Genomic DNA, 23,577 nt, shown 5'->3' on the forward strand with positions numbered 1-23,577 from the left:
TAAGGTTTTTACAGACTTAAGTTAGGGTTAAAAATTTCATCTGCTCGGTCGAATAATAATTGCCAAAGTGTACGATCTACCAAATAAAAACGAGCAGTAAATGTATTTCCTTTGCCTACAAAAACTTTATCACCATTTGGTAGGCTTAAGAAATTTGCTGTTATATTGCAACGAATTTTAAAGTAAGTTCCTGTTTGTTGATTAGAAATCAAGTTGTAGTCAATATCTTGTACTGTTCCATTTAAGAATCCCCATTGATTATAGTTATAGGTGTCTATTTGAAAGCGTACATTTTGATTTTTCCTAATATAACCAATTGCGTTTGGCGGGATCATACATTCTGCAATCAAGTTTTCCTCTGGCGATATATCTAATATTTCCTGCCCTTGAATAACTTGGCTTCCTTGCTGAACACCTGTAAAGTTAGTTACAGTACCACTTTGAGGTGCTTTTATGACATAGTTTTCATTATCTATATGCAAAGACTGTAGATCAGATTCAATAGATTTATGTTTCTGTTGTAGTTCTATTAGTTTAGAACTCCATTGCGCGACTTGTTGCTTTTCAATAGATGATATTTGATTCTGTAATTGTTCATAAGTGTATTTACCTTTATCAAATTCTGCTTGTGATATTATTCCTTGTTTAACTAATATTTTGTTTCTCTCTAAATCAAGCTTTGCTAATGTCGCTTGTGACTTAACCTCAGATATGCGCTGTTGCATGGAGGCAAGTTCTAGTTTATATAAAACACTCTTTATATTTATATACTTCCTAGCTAAGAGGGATTTTAGGTCTGAAATATGTTGATTATACTCAGCTTCCATATTTTGATTAAGTTCTAATTTATTTTGTAAATCATTGGAAAAGATCACCAAAAGAGTATCACCTTTCTGTACCTTCTGATTATTTCGATTAATTTTACTTTCTATCACACGACCACTTACAAGTGAAATAAGTTTACTATTTTCTTTTTGAGGTCTAATAACTCCTGGAGCAGATACAGATATAGGAATCTTAATAAAGGGCAAGGAAATTATAGTAATTATAATTACAGCGATCAATATTAAATATATAATGTTTGTTTTTTTCATGAAACGAAGTGTGATACGACTATTATACGAAAAATTATTTCGCTATTATATTTGTTTTTTTTTAAAAGAAAAATGTAGAGGATTATCTAATGCTGTTTATGTGCATTTGAGGTTTATTATGAAGTATACTCTAAATCTAATATAATAAACGAATAATTAATCAATACCTCACCGTTAAAACGTATTATTTATAACTGCTTTATTTTTATAACGATTTACATATATACACAGTATGAAATTTTTAAACCTTATTTCGATTATTAGTATGCGTAGAGTTGCTTAGTTTTCACTATTTTATAATTTACTGAAGGTTTCTTTGGGACAAAAATGTAGGCTGCTAATTCAGCCTAGAAATTGACAAAATTACGTTAAAGCCATCTATGGTCAAGCTTTTATGGCGACATAAAGCAGGTTATACTATACCTAGAATTTCACAACCTATTGTATCCTAAAGATTACCTTATAAATTCATTAATTATACGTACCTTTGCGCCTATGAAAAAAATAGCAGATTACAGAACGTTATTAAATGTAGATAGAACAGCTGATTTAAGTGCTTTAAAAGCTTGTTACCGTCAAATTATGAAAGAATGTCATCCTGACAAATTTGTAAATGACGATGAAGGACTTAAAGCAGCAGAAGAAAAAAGCGTTAAAATGATCGAAGCTTACCATTTCTTGGTTAGTATCTGTCCCGAAACTTTAGAAAAACAATTGCCAATATACAAAAATACAATTGAAACGTCTGCTATTAATGATTTCGATTGGAAAGGTAGTATTTTGACAATTACATTCCTTGATGGAAGCCAATATGAATACTTTGCAGTACCACGCAATGAGTATGTGAAATTTGTAAATGCAGATTCACCTATGCGTTTTGCAAAAAGACATATCTTTCCTAAATATACCTACAGAAACGTATTAAAAACTACTGCTGCAGTAGAATTATAATATTCGCTTAAGTACATAAAAAAGGCAAGACATATTATATGGTCTTGCCTTTTTTTTATGGATTATAATTATGTGTGTAGGCTATGATGACGCATTACCCATAACATTATATATATGCCTATTTCTTTATGTCGACTACTTCAACATTTTTATCTGTAGATCTTTGTATTCCACCTTCATTGGAGGACCGACATGCACTTGCAATCCGATCAAACCTTTGTCAGTTCTATTTTTCGTGTCATCATCAATTGTTTCACTCATCAATACCCCATTTATATAATGCGAAAGTTTATTTCCATCCGCAATAATTTCAATCTCATTCCAATCATTAAATAGAATTAAATCCTTCAAAGAATCAGCTTTACCTAGGGTATCAATTACTTTCAAATTAGTCCAAGCATTATTCTTAGATTCACCCATTACGCCGTCATTATCATCAGCAATTTGGGTACGTTGACCTCGATAAGCGAGTGTAGTTCTTTTACGTTCTTCGTAATTTTGGCCTGTATAATTATTACGCCCATCAATATCAGCTTGATATCCTTTTAATGCATAAGGCACTTCGGTCACACGCTCACTTCGGTAATTGACACCACTATTGCCGGATTCGGATATCTTGAACTTACCTTTCAGCACAAAATCAGCCGGTTCGCCACCTTCCCATATTAGAAAAGTATTATTCTTTAAGGGTTCACTACCTTCAATAATCTCACCGATTAAAATGCCATTTTCCATTTTCCAAATTGTAGAATCACCATTCCATCCTTTTAAGGAATTTTGATCAAGCATCTGTACAAATTCAACATTGTCAGGTACCTCTTCTGTAGCGCTATTATTTTTATCAGCAGCAGTACCATTACAAGCCTGAGAAGCAAATAACACAGCAATACACAAACTACTATAAGTTAGTTTTTTTACTATTTTCATAATCGATTAATATATATATTATTTATCTATCCATTCGACATCAGTTTCCTCCCAGCGTCTATTTTTCGCAGATGAGATCACCGCATCACAAACTTTTTGCGTCTCTAGGGCATCCCTAAATGTAGGGTGACAAGGTTGATTCTTTTCTAAGCTGACTAAGAAATCTGCCACCTGATGAATAAAAGAATGCTCATAGCCAACAGATAAACCTGGAACCCACCACTTATTCATATAAGGTTGGTCCCCATCAGTCACATGAATAGAACGCCATCCCTTAACGATGGAATCGTCCGCATTATCAAAAAACTCCAAACGATTCAAGTCGTGCAAATCCCAGCGCAATGAGCCATGCTCACCATTGATTTCAAAAGTGAATAAAGCTTTATGGCCTCGTGCATATCTAGTAGATTCGAATAATCCTAAAGATCCATTATCAAAGTGGCAATGAAATAAACAAGCGTCATCAATTTTTACATCTTCTAATTGGCCCGTCTCTTCATGCATACGTTGCTTTACAAATATTTCGGTCATCGCAGAAACATCCTTAATGCCACCATTCAACCACATTGCTAAATCTATACAATGAGCGAGCAGATCTCCTGTTACCCCCGAACCAGCAGCTTCAGCATCCATGCGCCAAAATGCACGTCCCCCTTGCGGTAAATTTTCATTGATGGTCCAATCTTGAAGAAAATTTGTTCTATAATGAAATATCTTACCCAGCTTGCCAGAGTCAACAATTTGCTTGGCTAATGTGACAGCGGGCAGTCTACGATAATTGTACCACACCGTATTTCTAACCTTATTTTCTTCCACGGCTAGAACCATTTGCATTCCTTCTTCTAGCGTTCTAGACAAAGGTTTTTCACACAGAATCATCTTTCCTGCTTTAGCCGCAGCGATAGCAATTTCAAAGTGCATATTATTAGGCGTACAAATATCGATAGCATCGATATCATCTCTTTGGATCAGCTTGCGCCAGTCTGTTTCATACGATTCATAACCCCATTGCTCAGCAAAGGCTTTCACTTTATCTTCACTACGTGAACACACCGCTTTTAATATAGGTTTATATTCGAGATCAGGAAAAAAATTTGGTACTCTAGCATAACCATTGGAGTGAGTTCTCCCCATAAACCCACAACCAATCAACCCTATTCTTAATTCTTTTTTAAGCATAATTATAACGATTTAATGTTTAGACCAACCATGTTGATCACGTACTTTAATTAAGGTTTCTAAAATAGAATCCCAAGTTTCTTGCTTATGCATCACCTCGTTGGGAAACATACAACCATCCCAGCATATATGATCAAATGCTTTAGTTAATTGCCCATTATCATCTCTCAACCAATAGCCTGCATCATTGATAATATCCAACTTACCATTAGGATCAGTTGGTAAGCAGTGACGTCCCGTTTTATCGTGTGAGCCCGATCCAAATACTGTTCCATCATTTTGAGCGACATGAAAATCAATGGTCCAAGGGCGCAATTGTGCCGTCAGAAACTTCAAACCACGTTCTAATTCTTCGCGATCATCCCATTGAAAATCTTCTTTCAATATTCTATCTTCAGGACTATTATAACCTAGTAAATACAAAAATGTATGCGACATATCCGCTTGAAACCCGATATTATCGCGATCTACTAACTCCAATGTATCGAGCATTTTGCGCCAGCTCTGCATTCCACCCCAGCAAATTTCACCTTCAGCAGCTAATCGTTCACCAAAGCCTGCAGCTACATCACATGCTCTACGAAAGGTATCCGCTATCAGCTTGGTATTTTCTAATGGATTGGTAGCCCAATCCTCCACGCTAGATGCCGAATCTATACGTATCACATTATTGGTTCTGATGCCTTGTTTACGGAGCTTATATCCCATCTCTGCAGCTTTAGCTACCACATCGACAAAGCGATCACGATCTGCCTGAGAGCCCATTGCAGCGCCACCATCGGGAGGCCAAATAGGTGCTACCAAAGTACCAATATCCAATCCGTAGCCCCCGATTTTATCCACTACCCAACTGATATGGTCGTCCGAAGTATCTAATTTTACATGAGGATCAAATAACCCAAGATCAACACCGTCGAATTTAACCCCATTGACATTTGCCGCGGCTGTTTTTGTTAATAGTTCATCTAATGATATAATAGGTTCATGATCCCCTTTTCCTACGATACCGGGCCATGTTGCATTGTGTAATTTTGGAAAATTGTTGCTCATAATAATAATATTTAGCGGTTAACTATTTAGTTTTAAATCTGGGTTATTAGGGCCAAAATGCTTAAGCATTACGATAGGATCAGCTTTAGAATGATTCTCTATCCAAACGCCATTTTTAGCAGCCTCCTCAGAAACAAAATACTCATCGTAAGTCAATTGTCCATAGCGTATCAATGATGGTGTCTCCAATGGCCATTCATTGAGTTTACCATGACCTTGCATCATAATCAAGCCATATGCTGCAGCATCTTTTATCAATACCTTTTGCCCCGGAAATACAGTGAGCTCTTTCGCTGAAAAATCAGCTGACTTATAACAAATCCATTTTTCATTATAACCTTCCCTTTCCATTTCAGCTTCCTCTTTGACAGGAACAGGAGGCATAAAGCGATTTTGCATCATATTTGGATCTACGTTAAGATCCCAATCAATGATATCCATCAAAGCATCAAAATCACCCTTTTTATCCTCAGGAACCCCTTTCCACAATAATTCCTCATCGATGATTGCTTCATTGACTAAAGATTGATACATCGCAAATACATCAGAAGCTTTTTGAGGCTCGTAAGTACACAAACTACCAGGAGCATGTAGCAATCCCGGAGGAACATCCCAGCCCGTACCTGGTTCTAAACGGTAAGCTTGAGAATAATTTGTAATTTTATTATCACCTTTAGTAAAATTTTGCAGGCAATTTTTAATGGTTTCTTTCGATGTACCCGGCGCGATACCGATAAAGGTATATGGAAAATCACCGCCATGATTATTTAGCTGTGGTGGAAAATAATAAGCTTCAGGTTTACCTACTTGTCCTATAAGAGCTGCTTTTTCATCATTGTGATGAATATGATGCGGTAAAGGCCCCATATTATCAAAAAACTTAGAATACATAGGCCAAGCTTTATATTCATCCCACAGTTTATCACCTATTAATCTACCTTTTAATTCATTGACACAGTCAGCAAGAAGAATTTGCTCTACCTTTCCATCCTCTTCATATACCACAAAACTTAAGCCTTCATGCTCGCCTGTCAAAGGGCCATTCTTTGCTGCTGTAGTTGATGAAAACCAACGTTCATCAATACCTCCACGCTCGCCACCCAAAATATAATAATCATCAGGATGTAGTTTAATACGACGTCCAGGCACACAAAATGACCTTGGCACCCAATTTGGAGCCAACCTCAATACACCATTTCCTTGTTTAAAAGCTTTTTCAATATTTCCCATTGAATTTATATTTGATTTATTATTTGGTTATTTTTTCAATACTATTTGAAAGGTCAATACGTAACTCATATTTCTTACGTTCATAGGGTTTCAGTATGATAAGATCATTTGTCTCCCGCACCTTACGTTGTCCTATTGGCGGATTAGTACCCGGCTCTAAACCAGTCACATATTCACCAACACCCCAATGTTGCCAATTGGTAAGCCACGGTAATTGGCGTTTATCAAAAGTTAGCGCTAATGCGATACCCAGATTTTTATTCTGAATACCGCAGAGACTAACATAATCTGTATCATAGGCAATATCTATAAAAGCAGCCTCCTCACCTGCACCATTATGCGCAGCTAAGGGCGATTGACAAATTTTAAACGAATTACCTTCTTTAAATATTTTGTTATTTTCACCTTTTTCTCGTGCTGACCAATCCCCTTCCCACAGCAATTCAGTGCCCTTATCAATCAATGGATAACCGAAATTGAAATGATACAAAAGCATATGTGGTGCATCTATATTACCCACATTGACCACCTCATCTGTCAAATACAATGTAGGCTCACCTAAAATACAGCGAATAGTACGCCTCAGTTCAAGGTTTACACCTAACGGATGCCCTTGCTTTATGATCCCCGAAATAAACATCTCCCTATCACCTGTCATTAAATCCGGTTGTTTGATCTGGATAATTTCGGCAGCACAGTTGCTAATCTGATCATGCAATCCTCGCGTACCATATGCATCCTCTTCAGGTCCACCAACGTGTGTTAATCCACAGGTAACTAATAGGCCACCACCAAATGTGTGTAGCCAATTAGTTCCTTGATTTGCTAAGGGTTGAGGTGCTGTCACGCCCAATCGACTAATCCAACTCAAATTATACTGATTATAAGCCGCATCTGAAATATCCATCGCTCTATCCAACAAGACTTTGAATCGAAAGCCAGCTCCGGTATTGACCCAAGCTATTCGCGAGCCTCTACCCAAGCCATTGTCCAAAATAGATGTTTCTATGCCACCTACTTGAGCCGTATTGGAGACCTTGGTTAGCCAGTCTTTATTCAAGTAATCCACGATCAGATATATTATTTTTTGTTATAAATCTCGTTGTTTTCATTACCACCAGACATGAGGTATGCCATGATATCACGCACTTCCTCTGGGCTCATCGTATTTAGTGTGCCTGGAGGCATGATCGATACCTCGGAACGTTTGATATCTTTAACATCCTTCTTAGGAACATTTTTCGTCAATTGAGGTGCATAAGGATTCTGCGAAATAATATAATTGTTATCATCCTCACTCATCAAACGTCCTAATACCGATGAGCCGTCTTTCATATTGAAAACTTTAGATTCATATTGATCGGATATTACTTTACTAGGCTTTATAATAGATTCCAACATGTCACGTTTCGAAAAACGCGTACCTAATTGTGTTAAGTCAGGCCCAACAGAACCACCCTCACCTTTCATGGCATGACAAGAGGCACATTTTACCGCAATAAACAATTCTTTACCCCGTTTAAAGCTTCTCGGTTCAGTACCCTGATCTAATATTTTTAACGCCGTATCCACTTCCCAATTTCTACCAGGACCTTTTGGATATACGACATTTTCTGCTAATCGAGTTCCATTTTGATTTAGTAGAGAATCACCAGATATTTTACCATAATATGCTTGTTTGTCTTGAGGTACATTTTTCAACGCTAATTTTCGAGCATTATCAATGAATCCTATATAGCTGTTTCCACCTTTATAACCAAATGCATTATTAAACCATTTAAAATATTCTTCTTGTAATTCAGGTGTCCATCCTTCCTTCGCTTCGCTCAAATTTGTAGCGAAGAAAATCTGTTGTGCAGGAGGCATATTGGCTAACATATCCGCTATATCCAAACCATACTGCGGATTACGTAATATCAGATCTGAAGAACTCATAAAAACAGTTTCATCTTTGTCATCTTCTGCCACCTTTAATAAGGCCAATGTCTTTGGAACGACAGACTCACTACCCAACGCTATTAACAACTTAGACAATTGTCTATTGAGGAAATTACTATTAGCAGGATACAAAGGTTCTAGCCTTTTCACCAATGCTTCACGAACTTCACCTTCAGGTTTTCCCATTCTAGCAATTACAACTTCGTATACTCGCGTCAAATTACCTAACATCGTAGGGTTGAGTTGATCAATAGGAATAGTTGCTAGCTTGGCTAATATCTTAGGCTCTAAAGAAGGATCGCCCACATGTGCTAATGCAAGCATTGCTTCGGTGATACGTAATACATTCGTTTCTTTAAAGGCCAAATTTATCCATGAATCAATAGGCTGGTGCTCTAAAGCTACACGCGCTGCAAAACGAATATGACGATCATTATACCCTAAATAAGGCCATATTTTATCGGCTACATCTTCAGGTGCTGATGTACTATGATATTTTTCAATTTCACGACGCAATTTCACGCCTTCAGGTACTTCCCGTTTAGCCATTTGAACTTTCATATTATCATGATCTTCATGATAAATACGGTAAAGATCAGATTCCAACCTCCGACCACCTGTCAAAAAGTAAAGCGCCCCATCAGGACCTATTAACCCATCCGTCAATGCTAAGGGGGATCCTGACACAAACTCTTCTGCTGTAGCTTTGTAAGTAGCTCCATCAGGTACTAATTGTACAGCATAGATAATTCCAAAGCTCCAATCAAAGGCAAATAAGCTATTTCTGTATTTCTCTGGAAATTTGGCATTATGTGCATTGATTAAATTTGTTGGCGACCCTTGCCCCACATTTAATGCAGCAGGTAGGTTATCTATATAATTAGCATCCCATTTAGCCGTTCCTTTTCTCCAACCAAACTCACCACCACTTGGTACGTGCAGTATTCTTGTAGGACGATACCATGGCATTCCAAAATCCCATTCCATATCTGAATCATAAGCAAATAATTCACCATCATTATTAAATGCTATGTCAAACCCGTTACGAAATCCTGAAGCGATCAGTTCCCATGAAGTACCATCTGCATCAGTTTTAGCAACCCAACCACCATGATTGTGGGAATCAGAATCATGCCCATGTGTATCCAAAATATAAGGGAATAGATTGTCTATACTAGTCGCAGGAGTAGTACGATAAGCATCCATTTGTGGTACTTTGGTAAAATTACCCGCAACAACATAAATCGAAGAATCAGGACCTAATATAACAGAATGTGGCCCATGTTCACCATCACCTTCCAAGGCTAGCATTTGTGATATTTTATCAAATTGATCATCACCATTTGTATCTTGCAAGCGGTACAAACCTGAACTTTTAGCAAACTTTTCATTACCTCTATGATTTACCATCACGTACAAACTGTTATTAGCCCACAACAATCCCTGCGCAAAACCCATCCCTACTTTATTGGTACTCGTATCAGATGGATCTCTACCTTCAATCGGAAAATCTAACGCTTCAATCTTAGCTTTCACCGTAGAATCAGCACCTATAGGCGGCAATTCTATCCTAAAAAGGCCACCGAATTGATCAGAGGTAATCATACGACCTTTGTCATCAAAGGCCATTGATACCCAGGACCCATTACCACTGTCTGAGGGACTATATATATGCTCAATAGCAAATCCCTCGGGTAAGGTTATTTTCTCTGTTTTTGGATTTGTACTTTTATCCTTTTCTTTCTTGGTACTGCAGGCTGCTACCGTTACTAAAAGTAGCATTACAGAAAAACATAATTGTACGCTCTTGATTTTCATCATTTTGGTTGATTATAGTTTATAATATATTAGTATCCTAAATTTTGTTCAATACCATTAACTTGAATTTCTCTACTCGGAATAGGGTACAATAACATAAAATCTTGCACTTGATAAGAAGCATTACTCAGACGTGACAAACGAGCTTTCTCTTCTACACCATGATCATTCATGATTTGGACTGCCTTATCTGTACGCAGCAACTGGTACCATCTATGGTTTTCAAAAGCTACCTCAACGCGTTGCTCCTTTGCAATAGCTTCGCGAAGATCTTCTTTTGAAAGGCCTGATATAGGCGCTAATCCGGCACGATTTCTAACCTTATTCAAATGTAAATACGGGTCGCCAGTACCAGCTTCATTTTGCGCTTCCGCCAACAATAATAATACATGACCATACCTATAAACAGGCCAATTCTCATTAGAACGACCATCCTCTGGATAGGGTGCATGATAAAATTTCTTTATAAAAGGCATCTTCCCTCCGAAAGCTACAGCCTCTTGAAAGGAGGCATTAGAAGCGTCATCAAATAATTGAATAGATTCATTTTTACGTAAGTCCCCCACCTCATAAGCATTATATATACTAGGTGTTGGAATATTGCCCCCGCCAAGATTACCTGTAAAGCCTAATAATTGAACTTTAGCATTTCTTGGGCCGAACATATAAATAAAATTACTGTTCTCTCCTTCTATTGACTGATCGTATTGTACCTCAAAAACAGATTCGGCATTGTTCTTCGAATTTGGGTTAAAACAATCACCATAATTATCCATCAAAGAGTACCCTAGTAGAGTAACTTGCTCTAAGGTTGTAACGGCTTCAGCATATTGTTTTCTTGTTAAATAAACATCCCCCAACATAGTCAATGCAGCACCTTTGGTAACACGCCCCTTATTAGAACTATCATATGAATTAGGTAGTACTTGAGAGGCATCTTTCAAATCTTGTACTATAACAGCATAAACCTCTTCTAAAGTTGCTTTTTTACCATCTGTAAAAGCTTCTTGTGGTGTTGTGACTTCCACAGTATGCAGCGGAATCTCCCCAAATAAACGTACTAAATGAAAGTGAGAAAAAGCGCGTAAAAATTTTACTTCACCTATATATCTTTGCTTTAAATTGTCATCTGCAAAAGTAACATCGTCAATGCGAGACAATAACACATTAGCCTGGGAAACAATACCATATAAATTTGCCCATGCTGTGTTAATATAATTATTAGAAGCAGTGATCAAAAACTCATCAATTTCTTCACGTTGCTGAGTACCGCGATCTGATTCGTCATATTGATAATTTGTATTATCTGCGCGCATCTCTGTCAAGGCCCAAAAGTCTGATGTATATATACCTTGTAAACGGGCATAAACGCCATTCACGGCACGTAAAACCTGACCTTCATTTGAATAATAATTATCACCACTTGAAAAAGTATACGGTGTCACCTCTAATAAATGGTTACAGGAAGAAAAACCTAGCAATCCTAAACCCAATATTATATTTTTAATTTTCATAATCTAATGCTAAAAATTGAAATTCAACCCTAATGTATAAATCCTTGGTACCGGATAAGAGCCATAATCAATACCCATCGCTAATGGACTAGTATCAGCTCTGTTAAGATTAGTTCCCTCAGGATTGCCATCATATCCTGTAAATAGGAATGGATTTTGCAGATTTGCATAAATGCGTAGATTATTAATTACTTTACCCACAGGCTTAGGTAATGTATAGCCTAAACTGATATTACGAATCCATAAATAATCGGTTTTTTGAATAAACAGCGAGTGTGTATCACGATACATTACGCGACCACGACCAGTACCATTGGTAGTAGGTACCAAACCCGATCCTGGATTACTTTCCGAGCGCCAACGGTCTGCGACCTCTTTCCTTACATTAAATACACCGTCAATATTATCCGTATAGAAACGCCTAGCCTGTAACATTTCTTGTCCCATAGCACCCACCATCATGAAACGGAAATCAAAGCTTTTATAATTGAAACTATTGGTCATACCCCAAGTAAAATCAGGATAAGGATTACCAATTACATCAAAATCGTCATTCGGAGTAATCTCACCATCACCATCCACATCCTTCATACGTAGGTTACCTGGTATTGCTCCGGGGAAACTTGGATATCTATCCAAATCGGCCTGATTTTGATAGATCCCTTCCACGACATATCCGATAATCATACCAACGGGTTGACCGATACGGGTTATATTTGTGAAGTTCCCTTCAGAACTTTGTCCAGAATAAATAGGATCTGTACTTCTACCTAAAGTAATTACTTTATTGCGGTTAAATGATATATTGAAATCTGTATTCCAGCTAAAGTTATCTCTTTTGATATTTAGTGAATTCACTGAGAACTCAAAACCTTTATTCTCTACATTACCTCTATTTTCAGTAACATTACCAAAACCTGATGATTGAGGTACTGGCGTATTTAATAATAAATCTAGGGTATTACGTTTGTAATAGTTCATTGTAAATGATAAGCGATTATTAAATACGGCTAAATCTACCCCAATATTTAACTCCTTCATGCGCTCCCATCCCAATATTCTATTACCTAGATTATTCATTGTTCTACCGGGTGCTAAACTGCCTCCAAAAATATAGTTACTTGTACCGATACTACTTAACGAAGCATAATTAGAAATATTAAAGTTTCCACTACGTCCGTAAGATGCCCTAAGTTTTAATTCATCTAACCATGGTGTATCTTTTAAGAAATTCTCCTCCGACAAACGCCAACCTACAGCTACAGAAGGAAAGGATCCCCAGACATTGTCTTTACCAAAGCGAGAAGAGCCATCTGAGCGGAATGATCCTGTGACTATATATTTATCTTTATAAGAATAATTTAAACGTGCTAAATAGGAAATTAAGGCCCAATCCTCTATCCCGGTATTTCCCGTAATACGCGCGGCTGCATTCAATGTTTGAATATCATCATCTGGAAATTGTGAGCCATTAAAATTGGCTCCTTTATTCTTTTGTACCTGTACCGAATACCCTGCTAAAGCATTAAAAGAATGATCATCATTTAATACGACATCATAAGACAATGTATTCTCATTCGCCCAATTTAAATACTGCTGTCTGTAATAACCACCGCTAGGAATAGATGCTCCGGGAGCATTTTGGTTAGGGATAGTGGAAGGACGAAATGTTTCTCTACTTTCATCAAAATAATCGGCATTGAAGGTAGTCTTAAATTTCAGATTTTTTAAAATGCTGTATTCTAAATAAGTACTAAATAGCATTTTCATACCACTACTTTTATCCACCCTTTCGTTGAAATACATTACAGGATTTGGGTTACCAAAAGAACCTGGAGACTGAATATAAGGGACATAGCTACCATCATCATTATATATTTTCCCAACAGGAGTTGTGATTTGGAAAAATTCATCACGCCCCTGCCCATTAACGCCACCTCTTAAATAAGATAATGTAGGTGCTAAGTTGACGCCTACTTTAAGTTTATTAAAAATCGTACCATCGACATTTGCACGTACAGAAAAACGGTCTAAACCGGTATTTATAACTGTACCTTCTTGATTGAGATAACCTAATGAAACATATGAACGCATACTCTCACTACCACCACTTAAGTTTAAATTGACATCTGTCATGGGTGCCACACGTAATACTGCATCATACCAATCTACTCCTTCGCCTAGTGCTGCTGGATTTCTGTACTCTTCGGGAATATCATTAATAGTTGGTTCTCTTCCTTCTTCATAACGAATTTTGTCCTCAATAGCCTCTTTACGGAATTGCGCAAATTCTTGTGCATTCATTAAATTAGGTCTACCTTTTTTTGGAATTTGCTGTAATCCTGTACTCGCAGCAACATTAATTTTCATTGCTCCAATAGCACCTTTTTTTGTGTTGATCAAAATAACACCATTAGAACCTCTGGAGCCATAAATTGCAGTTGCTGACGCATCTTTCAAGACAGTCATTGATTCTATATCCGCAGGATTAATTGTCGCTAATGGATTATTACGCTCACTGGAAGAAGACGGAATAGGGAAACCATCAATAACATACAAAGGCTGGCTACCAGCACCAATAGCTCCGATACCACGTACTTGAATCTTTGGTCCGCCACCTGGAGTACCATTAGATGCGCTTACCTGTACACCCGCAATCTGTCCTGTCAAAGCTTGGTCTGGACTTGCAATAGCTTGTCCTTTGACATTATTCATGGACACGGTTGCTATGGAGCCCGTAACATCTTTTTTCTGTTGACTACCGTACCCCACAACAACGACTTCATCAATATCTTGTTGAGAAGATTCTAAAACAACATTACTTGCTCCTGATGAATTGACGGTAATTTCTTGTTCCTTAAACCCTATATTTTTAAAAACTAAGGTACTTCCCTTATCTACTTCAATTTCATAACGTCCATTAACATCCGTTGAAGTAGCAGCTGTTTTTCCTTTAACTTGGACAGAAACACCCATTAATGGTGTATTATTAGCATCTTTCACAATACCATATACATTGATCTTTTGTTGCGCTAATAAGTGGTTATTAGAAATCACTGCTATTGATTTATTTAATTTATTATTTTTGCCCTCAGTAATTATATTACCAAAAGAAAAGTGACTCATTAACACTGCGGGAACAATAAATCCGAAACTTAATAAGTACTGTTTTGTAAATAAGCCCTTTGTAAACATCCTCGATTGGCTATGAAATTGCTCTCGAGCAGAATAACTAAAGTTTTTAGCTTTGTTTAATTGATTTGTTTGCATAATTTAGCAAAAGTTTAATGGTTGAACATATAGGAGACGTGAACCTCTTATTTATTATGTTTTACTGTTAAAATATTACCGATAGTGGACTAACACTATCGGTAAACTTTTTTAAGTATTTATTGACGATTGATTAATTGTACCTAACGACCTTTAACCTCCTTTTTTAACTAATACCATAAATGTATCTTCCATTATTACCATATATTGATACAAGGGAATCTTTTTGCTTATAATTGGAAACGATTTTGAATCGTTGATATTCGAATATAGTAAACCATAAAAAAATAGGCATCCTGCACTATCCTGAAAAAACAAGCCCTTAGCCAATAATAAGCATAGCAATAAAAATCACAAAAACCTTAAATACAGCACCATAAGTGTAATTACATTGACTAAAAAAACACTTTATTACACTAAAAAAAGAAATTTTTATCTGACATAATTCCTATTATTTATCATTTTATGAATTCAGAATAAGGAAAATATTTAGGTAAATGTAGTAAGTACAGGTATTTAGTAAGATAATTCAAGCAATAGATAGGTTTCTTTTGGATAAACATGAAAATTACATAATATTTAAATAACCAAAGCAAGAAATCATTATTTTAAATAGTTAATAATATTATTTCTCTACATAATATTATGAGGAGAGCCAAGCAATTTAGTATAATGCCATTTACTTATTGGCAAGTTATTTGCTTCTGCAATACAAATACCTATTATACCTTATAAACCATGCAGGAAAAGAAAAGAAAATTTATCGATGAACTCTTATATAAAATTAGTGATGACCATTTTTATAATGCCGTAAAAATAACACTTTGTGCAGTTTTATCCTTTCTAATATTTTATGACAGAGATGGCGTAGCTGTAGCCTTTGGGTTGACGCTAGGAGCAACACTTTGCTCACCTATTGATAGTAGCAATAGCCTCAAAGAAAAAATAATAGGCGTTGGCCTTGCTGCAATTTTGGTACCTACATTTTCTATAGCACTAACGCTACTTTATTCTTACACTTTTATATTTTACGTGGTATTTGCAATTTTTGTTTTTTTTAGTGCCCTTATATCCTTATATGGGCAACGTGCTAACCAGATGTCATTTACGTTATTATTAGGTATCTGTTTATCATTTATACATATTACAAATACATCAGATGCACTCTCCAATGGTTTGTATATGTTTTGTGGCGGTATGATGTATTTAACAATTTCTATTATTTTTTACCTTATCAGACCTTCAAAATATATTAGTATAAAACTAGCTGTTTGTATCAATAATGTCGCTTCCTATCTGCAGTTACGTTCACAATATTGGGGAGATAACCCCGATATTGATACTATTAAAGAAAAACAATTAGCATTACAGGTTGTTATAAATGACTCATTTAATCAAATCAACCAATACCTTGACTACAACAATTTTAGATTAGTAAACTCAAAAAATAACAGGAAAATAATATTAGCTACTTCCTTTTTAAATGAAATAATGGAATTCGCAATATCAACAACATTCCATAATAAGGAAACAATAGAAGAACTCGATAAGCAAACAAACATAAAGAAATCAATAGCAGAAATAACACAAAATTTTGCTACCAATCTTAAAGATCTTTCCGATAGTATAAGACTTCGTTCTACCTATCAACCGACCAATATATTGACAGATAAATTGGCAGATATTCAAGATGAACTTAAAAATATAAACGATATATCCATAGAAAACAAATTCTATATAGACAATATATATGATTATTTAAGTAAACAAATCAAAAAAATAAAAGCCCTAGAACGCGTGTGTACAGAGAAGATAGATACCTCTGATATTACACTAAATTATGAAGATGCAGCTAAATACTTTACTCCAAATCAATATCGATTTAAAACACTCATCGAAAACTTCAATTTCAAATCTATCTATTTCAGATACGCTATGCGTACAACCATAGCTTTGTTGATAGGATTGACTTTTGGAGATTTCATAGCACTCCAGAAAGAATATTGGGTATTACTAACAATTATCGTCATCATACGCCCAGGATATGGGCTTACAAAGAGTAGAATGCACAGTCGTGTATTAGGTACTGTTATTGGCGGATTATTAGGTATAGTAATCTTATACTTCATTAAAGATACCCTTATACTCGGTATATTAACAGCGTCAGCTATGCTTTTTAGTTACTGGTTTTCGAGTAAAGACTACAGAATTGGGGTTACATTCACAACCTTATTCATTATTCTAATCTATGGCATACTTAAAACAGGAGCAGATATCAGCGTACTGTATAGAATCGTAGATACATTGACAGGCGCTACCATTGCCTTCGTAGCAACGACATTCTTATGGCCTTCTTGGGAGACAGATTCTGTAAAGAAAAATTTAATAGCTTCTATCAATAGTACGATTGAATATATCAATCAGTTTAAAATTATATATATCCAAAAGCTTAGAGAAAATTTTGAAGTAGAAACTACACGCAAGAATGCTTTTATAGCAATAGGAAACTTAATGGAATCCTACCAACGCTTAATTCAGGAACCTAAAAATAAGCAACAAAATAGAGCCGAGTTATATAAAATAGCTATTTTAAATCAAACATTAGTGGGCGCTGTAGCGAGTTTAGGAAGCTTTATAAGATCGCATCAAGAAAATGAGAATTTTCAATCTTATGATACTATTGTAAATACAGTGATCTATAATTTAGATGTTAGTTTGAGTTATTTTGGCGATAAATCTACACATGTTGACAAAAATGATATCTGTCCAGAAACAGTAATTTCAACTTTACAAATAGAACAATCGAAAAAAATAAATCTACTGGATTCCTCCTCAAATGAGGAAAGAAGAAAGCTTGAGGAATCCCAATTGATGCTGAAGCAACTGAGCTGGATTGCTAACTTATCCGAGCAAATTGAAACCACAGCAAAAAATATTAAATAAGTTCAAAAAGTAGCATAGCAAAATATATTTATACTATCTAATCACGTATAAACAAAGAAGATAAATCAACTATCATCTTAAAGTTCTATTAAAAATTTGTAAGCATAGATACAACCATTTAAATGGAAAACGAGAAAATACAAATAATAAAATTCCATTTCCGAAGGGTGAAATAGTTATGAAACCGGATAATCATATCGTGAATTAAGTGAAAGTAAATCTATGGCAAGTCTTAATTTGAAAAAAGGCTCAGATTATAAATAATCTAAGCCTAATCTTTTTGAATTACAAACTTTAAAACATAATATTTATTACATCACATTGATTGTCGTATTTTGCTTATGTGTCTTTCCAAACATATCCGTCGCTTCTACTTCTATATTATGTACACCTTGAGAAAGGTTATTAGGGAATTTAATTTCCCAAATATGGGATGATTTAACTGGATTAGAAGGACGTCTACCATCCATAAATTCTATGGCATTATCAAATTTTAAAACCTCATATTGATACGCTAAATCTACTATTTCGACGTGCTTCATATCATTCCATTTGCCGCCATCGATGCGAAATTTAACTTTATCATTTGCGGTACCCATAAAAAAATTAGCATAAAGCTTATACCTGCCTAGATGTTTTTTGCTCACAGCCTTTGGCGCTATAATATTAATTTGATAATCTTGGTTTTCACCAGCTACTTTATAGTCAAAAGAATATTGGTTCCCTTTTACATTTAAAATTGCATAACCCTTTGGTGTACCATCTCGCATCATAGATTGAGGCACTCCTTGATTATTGTCCAATCCTGAATACCAATCACCTGACGTAGTACCTACATTATACTCGTGATGTGGTTTCTCCTGACGCCACCCTTCACTTTTATCATAAAACAATTGTTGCTGATAGTGTGTGTGTGCAGACATAGAAACCGTATGATTAAATTCTGCTAATAGATCAAATAGACGTTGTCTATCTTCATTACGAAATACATCAGAATTATTATGCTTTAAAGGGATATGAAAGCAAAGAACTATTAATTTATCTTTTGGAACAAATTTTAAATCATTTTCAATAAAATCTAATTGATCCTTACGAAATCCACCCAAATAACCTTTTCCAGTTCTAGGGTTAGGATAAATAATGTTGTCTAATACAATAAAGTGGGCATCACCATAATTAAAGGAATAATTATTGGGACCAAAATTTTTCTCAAAACTTTCGTCAGATAATGAATCTGATAATACATCATAATTCATATCATGATTCCCCATTACATTGTACCAAGGCTTCCCTATTTGCTTAATTACATCTTTATATGGCGCATGTAGATCCAAATTGTCACCTACTAAGTCACCCAGTGAAATACCAAATGCAATACTATCACCATTGTTTAAATCATTAATTATTCCTTTTTTAAAGAATGCCAACTCTTCAAGATTATAAACTTGTGGATCTCCGAATACTAACGCTTGAAATTGCTTACTTTCATCCTGTCTGTACATCGGAAAATCTAACCGTGCCGGTAATTTACCGGTAGGCAAAGAAACAGAATACTTCAATACGGGTGATCCATTCGGTTTGTATATATAATAATATTGAGGAAGGTTATTTTCATTTAATGGAAATGAATAATCCGATGGCTTTATAACAAAAATTATGTTATCACTACCTACGGGAAGGCGGTATTCCCCTTTTTCATTTGTTTGTACAACATCCTTACCATTACTCACAGAAACAGATTTTAAACCTACCTCAGATTTATCTTTTTTTCCATTTTTGTTAGTATCATGAAAAACAACACCTTTAGCGAATTCTTGTGCTTGAGCTATACCTATAGAAAGTAAGCCAATTGTAAATAAAAATTTTAATTTCATAGTAAATCGTTTATGGGTAATAATGACAAAACCCATGATAATTAGATTAATAATGTTGATAAAAAAAATAGAACTTATTATTGAATCTGAAATATACGAATTTTTATTAAATACTTATATTCAAATAGTTATAATAATACAAACAGTATATTATTTTTTGAATGCCATAATAGTTCTTTGCTCAAAGATAAATTTGAACAAAGAACTAAATGTAACTTAAATATTAAGATATTGTAAAGTAAATAGAGCTATTTACTTTTTATTTTTTCAATTTGTGCTAACACAAATTTTAATTGTTCTTCTTGTGATAACTCAGAATTATCTAAAACAATAGCATCATCAGCTTGACGTAATGGACTCTCTTCGCGTGTAGAATCGATATGATCACGATGCGATAGATTCTGTTGAATTTCCTCCATTGTCACTTCCTCACCTTTAGCAGTAAGCTCTGCAAATCTTCTTTCGGCACGCACACTAGGACTTGCTGTCATAAATATTTTCAGATCTGCATCAGGAAATACTGTAGTACCAATATCTCGACCGTCCATCACTATATTGCGGTGGCTTCCTAGACGTTGTTGCTGTGCTACCATAGCTTGACGTACTTCTTTTATCGTACTCACTTCACTGACATTAGAAGATACTTCCATTTGACGTATCTCATCAGACACATCCTCATTATTCAATAATATCTGCGTATGTGTAGTACTAGGAATTAAATCGATATGAATCTCCGCCAAAGCATTCAAAATATCAAATTTATTCTTAAGATCTATTCTATTGCGTAAAAAATAAAGCGTAACCGCTCTATACATCGCTCCTGAATCAACAAAAACAAAATTTAATTCCTTAGCTAAGGCTTTTGCTACGGTACTTTTCCCACAAGAAGAAAAGCCATCAATAGCGACAATAAAATTATTTCTTGCCATTAATTGTATCCTCCTATCATCACACCAGCTTTATTGACTAATGGAATTTTAGAGAGGTTTTCATCCACGATGCTCTCCGGTAAGAAAATATATTTTTTGTCAAAAATCGTATTATCTATATAATAACTTAACCAATATTCATTGGTTAACCCAAAAACCTGTGGGTCAATAAGTTCAATCTTGACAGATGAATTCGCATTCACATCGCCTATAAAATGTCTTAAAGTACTTGTTTTAACTTCACGATCATTTATCATACCATATCCTTTGGAAGTAACCAGTACATTCTTGAGGTCGATATTTTTTTCATTTATTAAATAAACAGACCAATTTTTTGTTTCCGGTGTTTCACTTTCCAACACTACTGCTATAGAAACATTTTCAACAATATTAAGAGGTAAATCCTTCTTCATCTTTCCTATTTCTTTTTAGTCGCTGTCTTCTTTGTTGTTGTCTTTTTTGTTGTAGTAGCCTTCGCTTTTGTTGTTTTTGTAGCAGCAGTTTTACCTCCTTTAGTAGCTTTTGGTGCTTTTGGATCAGCTGCAGCCCATTGTAGTACCTCTTCATACGTGATGGCACTAACATCAGTTCCTTTGGGGATTTTTAAATTCTGTTTACCAAAACGTACAAATGGTCCCCATCTACCGTTTTCAATTTTTGCATCTGGATTTTCATCAAATACACGAATTACTTTATCGATATCTTTTTGGCGTTTTTCTTTAATGATTTCAATAGCTTGTTCTTCTAATACATCCAAAGGATCTAAGCCCTTAGGTAAAGAATAAAAAGCAGAATTATGACGTATATAAGGTCCAAATCGCCCGATAGCCACGGTCATATCATTATCTTCAAAAACACCTACTTTTTTCGGAAGATTGAATAAATCCATTGCCTCTTCAAAAGTAATCGTTTCAATCATCTGCCCTTTACGAAGAGAAGCAAAACGTGGTTTTTCCTCATCATCTGCGCTCCCGATCTGTACCAACGGTCCAAAACGTCCTACGCGTACACTTACCGGTTTACCCGATTCAGGATCTACACCAAGCTCACGCTCATGAGTTGCTCTATCTGCATTTTCCAATGTGTCTTGAACTTCCTCATGAAAAGGTCGGTAAAAATTCTCCAGCATGACAGACCATTCTTTATTGCCTTGGGCAATTTCGTCAAACTCTTTTTCTACTTTAGCCGTAAAATTAAAATCAACGATATCTTTAAAATGCTCAACTAGAAAGTCATTTACGAGAACACCAATATCTGTAGGGAACATTTTAGAACGTTCCACACCTGTCATTTCTGTTTTTACGAGTTCTGTTACTTCCGAATTGGCTAATGTAAGTACATTAAAGTTACGCGGTTTACCATCACGATCTTCTTTAACTACATAACCACGATTTTGAATAGTAGAAATAGTAGGTGCATATGTAGATGGTCTACCAATTCCTAATTCTTCTAATTTTTTAACAAGTGAAGCTTCGGTATATCTTGCTGGGGGTCTCGAGAAACGCTCGGTAGCAGTAAGATCTTTCAAAAACAAATCTTGCCCTTTCTCTAATGGAGGCAATAAAGAATTGTCCGCATCATCATCTATACCACTATCCAAATCATCATCAGTAGATTCCATATATACTTTTAAGAAACCATCAAATTTCATGATTTCTCCCGATGCCGTCATAAGCTCAGAACGCGTAGAAACCGATACTTTAGCGATAGTTTTCTCAAATTCTGCTTCACTCATTTGTGAAGCGATCGCACGCTTCCAAATCAATTCGTAAAGACGTTTTTCAGAGGGATCACCAACTAAGGTATGCTCCGAAAAATACGTCGGACGAATAGCCTCATGCGCTTCTTGAGCACCTGCTGCTTTCGTTTTATATTTTCTCATCTTATGGTATTTTTCACCATAAGCATTCGTAATTTCTTCTTGTGCAGCTTGGATTGCAGTATCAGACAAATTAACGGAATCCGTACGCATATAAGTAATACGTCCAGCTTCATATAAGCGCTGTGCCACCTGCATTGTGCGTGCTACCGAAAAACCCAACTTTCTACTTGCTTCTTGTTGCAATGTAGATGTTGTAAATGGTGCTGAAGGAGATCGTTTAGCTGGTTTTTTTTCTAAACTAGTAATAGAAAAAGATGCATCAATACAATCCTGTAAGAATTTCTTTGCCTCATCTTTAGATTCAAAACGTTGCGGTAGTTCAGCCTTAAAAGATTCTTTACCTTTACCCGTTTGAAATACAGCAACAATCTTATAAGCTGCATCAGCATTAAATTTATTCACTTCACGCTCACGATCCACAATAAGACGAACAGCAACAGATTGAACACGTCCAGCAGAAAGTGATGGCTTTACTTTTCGCCACAATACGGGAGAAAGTTCAAAACCTACCAAACGATCCAATACACGACGTGCTTGTTGAGCGTGCACCAAATTATAATCTATCTTACGCGGACTTTCAATAGCTTTTAAAATAGCTGGCTTCGTAATCTCGTGAAAAACAATACGTTTGGTAGCATCTTCCTTCAGGCCTAATGTTTCGAATAAATGCCAAGAAATAGCTTCCCCCTCACGGTCCTCGTCGGACGCTAACCACACTGTTTCAGCAGCTTTAGCTAACTTCTTTAACTCACTGACTACAGCCTTTTTATCTGAGGGAACTTCATACTTTTGTTGAAATTTATTGGCTGTATCAATAGCATCATCACCCTTGACCAAATCTCGAATATGACCATAACTGGACTTCACCAGAAAATCTTTCCCTAGATACCCCTCTATCGTTTTTGCCTTCGCAGGCGACTCCACTATTAATAAATTTTTAGCCATTTACGTGTTAAGATTTCTGCAAATATTAATAAT

At 35.7% G+C, this 23,577-nt stretch carries 15 protein-coding genes; 2 read left to right on the forward strand and 13 right to left on the reverse strand.

Features of this window, described 5'->3' with window-relative positions:
- Positions 1 to 8 precede the first annotated feature (8 nt).
- Complete coding sequence (locus tag IP023_RS12085; RefSeq protein ID WP_241790624.1) at positions 9 to 1,094, reverse strand: HlyD family secretion protein; 1,086 nt, start codon at positions 1,092 to 1,094, stop codon at positions 9 to 11.
- A gap of 495 nt (positions 1,095 to 1,589) precedes the next feature.
- Here IP023_RS12085 and IP023_RS12090 point away from each other — a divergent pair, with 495 nt between their 5' ends.
- Positions 1,590 to 2,045: a KTSC domain-containing protein gene (locus tag IP023_RS12090; RefSeq protein WP_241790625.1), complete on the forward strand. Its 456-nt coding sequence runs from the start codon at positions 1,590 to 1,592 to the stop codon at positions 2,043 to 2,045.
- A gap of 135 nt (positions 2,046 to 2,180) precedes the next feature.
- Here the strand turns inward: IP023_RS12090 and IP023_RS12095 are convergent, their stop codons facing one another.
- From IP023_RS12095 to IP023_RS12130, 8 genes are read right to left on the reverse strand one after another with little or no spacing between them, the layout of a single operon-like run.
- Positions 2,181 to 2,972, reverse strand: coding sequence for a 3-keto-disaccharide hydrolase (locus IP023_RS12095; RefSeq protein WP_241790626.1), 792 nt, complete (start codon positions 2,970 to 2,972; stop codon positions 2,181 to 2,183).
- Positions 2,973 to 2,990: 18 nt separating this feature from the next.
- Entirely contained in the window at positions 2,991 to 4,151 is a 1,161-nt protein-coding gene (locus IP023_RS12100; protein ID WP_241790627.1) for a Gfo/Idh/MocA family protein, read from the reverse strand.
- A gap of 12 nt (positions 4,152 to 4,163) precedes the next feature.
- Entirely contained in the window at positions 4,164 to 5,201 is a 1,038-nt protein-coding gene (locus IP023_RS12105; protein ID WP_241790628.1) for a sugar phosphate isomerase/epimerase family protein, read from the reverse strand.
- An 18-nt stretch (positions 5,202 to 5,219) separates the two neighbouring features.
- The gene (locus tag IP023_RS12110; protein WP_241790629.1) at positions 5,220 to 6,431 is read right to left on the reverse strand and encodes a cupin domain-containing protein; all 1,212 of its coding nucleotides are present in this window, start codon (positions 6,429 to 6,431) and stop codon (positions 5,220 to 5,222) included.
- 19 nt (positions 6,432 to 6,450) lie between these two features.
- Positions 6,451 to 7,500 carry an aldose 1-epimerase family protein gene (locus tag IP023_RS12115; protein WP_241790630.1) on the reverse strand — a complete coding sequence of 350 codons (1,050 nt, stop codon included), beginning with the start codon at positions 7,498 to 7,500 and terminating at the stop codon, positions 6,451 to 6,453.
- A gap of 11 nt (positions 7,501 to 7,511) precedes the next feature.
- Entirely contained in the window at positions 7,512 to 10,190 is a 2,679-nt protein-coding gene (locus IP023_RS12120; protein WP_241790631.1) for a c-type cytochrome, read from the reverse strand.
- Between the two features lie 26 nt (positions 10,191 to 10,216).
- Complete coding sequence (locus tag IP023_RS12125) at positions 10,217 to 11,701, reverse strand: RagB/SusD family nutrient uptake outer membrane protein (RefSeq protein WP_241790632.1); 1,485 nt, start codon at positions 11,699 to 11,701, stop codon at positions 10,217 to 10,219.
- Positions 11,702 to 11,710: 9 nt separating this feature from the next.
- Positions 11,711 to 14,971: a SusC/RagA family TonB-linked outer membrane protein gene (locus tag IP023_RS12130; RefSeq protein WP_241790633.1), complete on the reverse strand. Its 3,261-nt coding sequence runs from the start codon at positions 14,969 to 14,971 to the stop codon at positions 11,711 to 11,713.
- 738 nt (positions 14,972 to 15,709) lie between these two features.
- Here IP023_RS12130 and IP023_RS12135 point away from each other — a divergent pair.
- Complete coding sequence (locus IP023_RS12135) at positions 15,710 to 17,914, forward strand: FUSC family protein (protein ID WP_241790634.1); 2,205 nt, start codon at positions 15,710 to 15,712, stop codon at positions 17,912 to 17,914.
- Between the two features lie 311 nt (positions 17,915 to 18,225).
- Here the strand turns inward: IP023_RS12135 and IP023_RS12140 are convergent, their stop codons facing one another.
- The 4 genes from IP023_RS12140 to topA form a co-directional block, all read right to left on the reverse strand.
- Positions 18,226 to 19,788 (reverse strand): calcineurin-like phosphoesterase C-terminal domain-containing protein, encoded by a 1,563-nt coding sequence (locus tag IP023_RS12140; RefSeq protein WP_241790635.1) that lies wholly within the window; start codon positions 19,786 to 19,788, stop codon positions 18,226 to 18,228.
- Between the two features lie 248 nt (positions 19,789 to 20,036).
- A complete protein-coding gene (cmk, locus tag IP023_RS12145; protein WP_241790636.1) occupies positions 20,037 to 20,717 on the reverse strand; it encodes a (d)CMP kinase in 681 nt (226 codons plus the stop codon).
- The gene (locus tag IP023_RS12150) at positions 20,717 to 21,130 is read right to left on the reverse strand and encodes a hypothetical protein (protein WP_241790637.1); all 414 of its coding nucleotides are present in this window, start codon (positions 21,128 to 21,130) and stop codon (positions 20,717 to 20,719) included. Before IP023_RS12150 ends, cmk begins: the two co-directional genes overlap by 1 nt.
- A 5-nt stretch (positions 21,131 to 21,135) precedes the next feature.
- On the reverse strand, positions 21,136 to 23,544 hold the full coding sequence (gene topA, locus IP023_RS12155; RefSeq protein WP_241790638.1) for a type I DNA topoisomerase: 2,409 nt from the start codon (positions 23,542 to 23,544) through the stop codon (positions 21,136 to 21,138).
- Between the last annotated feature and the right edge of the window lie 33 nt (positions 23,545 to 23,577).

Source organism: Sphingobacterium rhinopitheci (assembly GCF_022627575.1).
Classification (GTDB): Bacteria; Bacteroidota; Bacteroidia; order Sphingobacteriales; family Sphingobacteriaceae; genus Sphingobacterium; species Sphingobacterium rhinopitheci.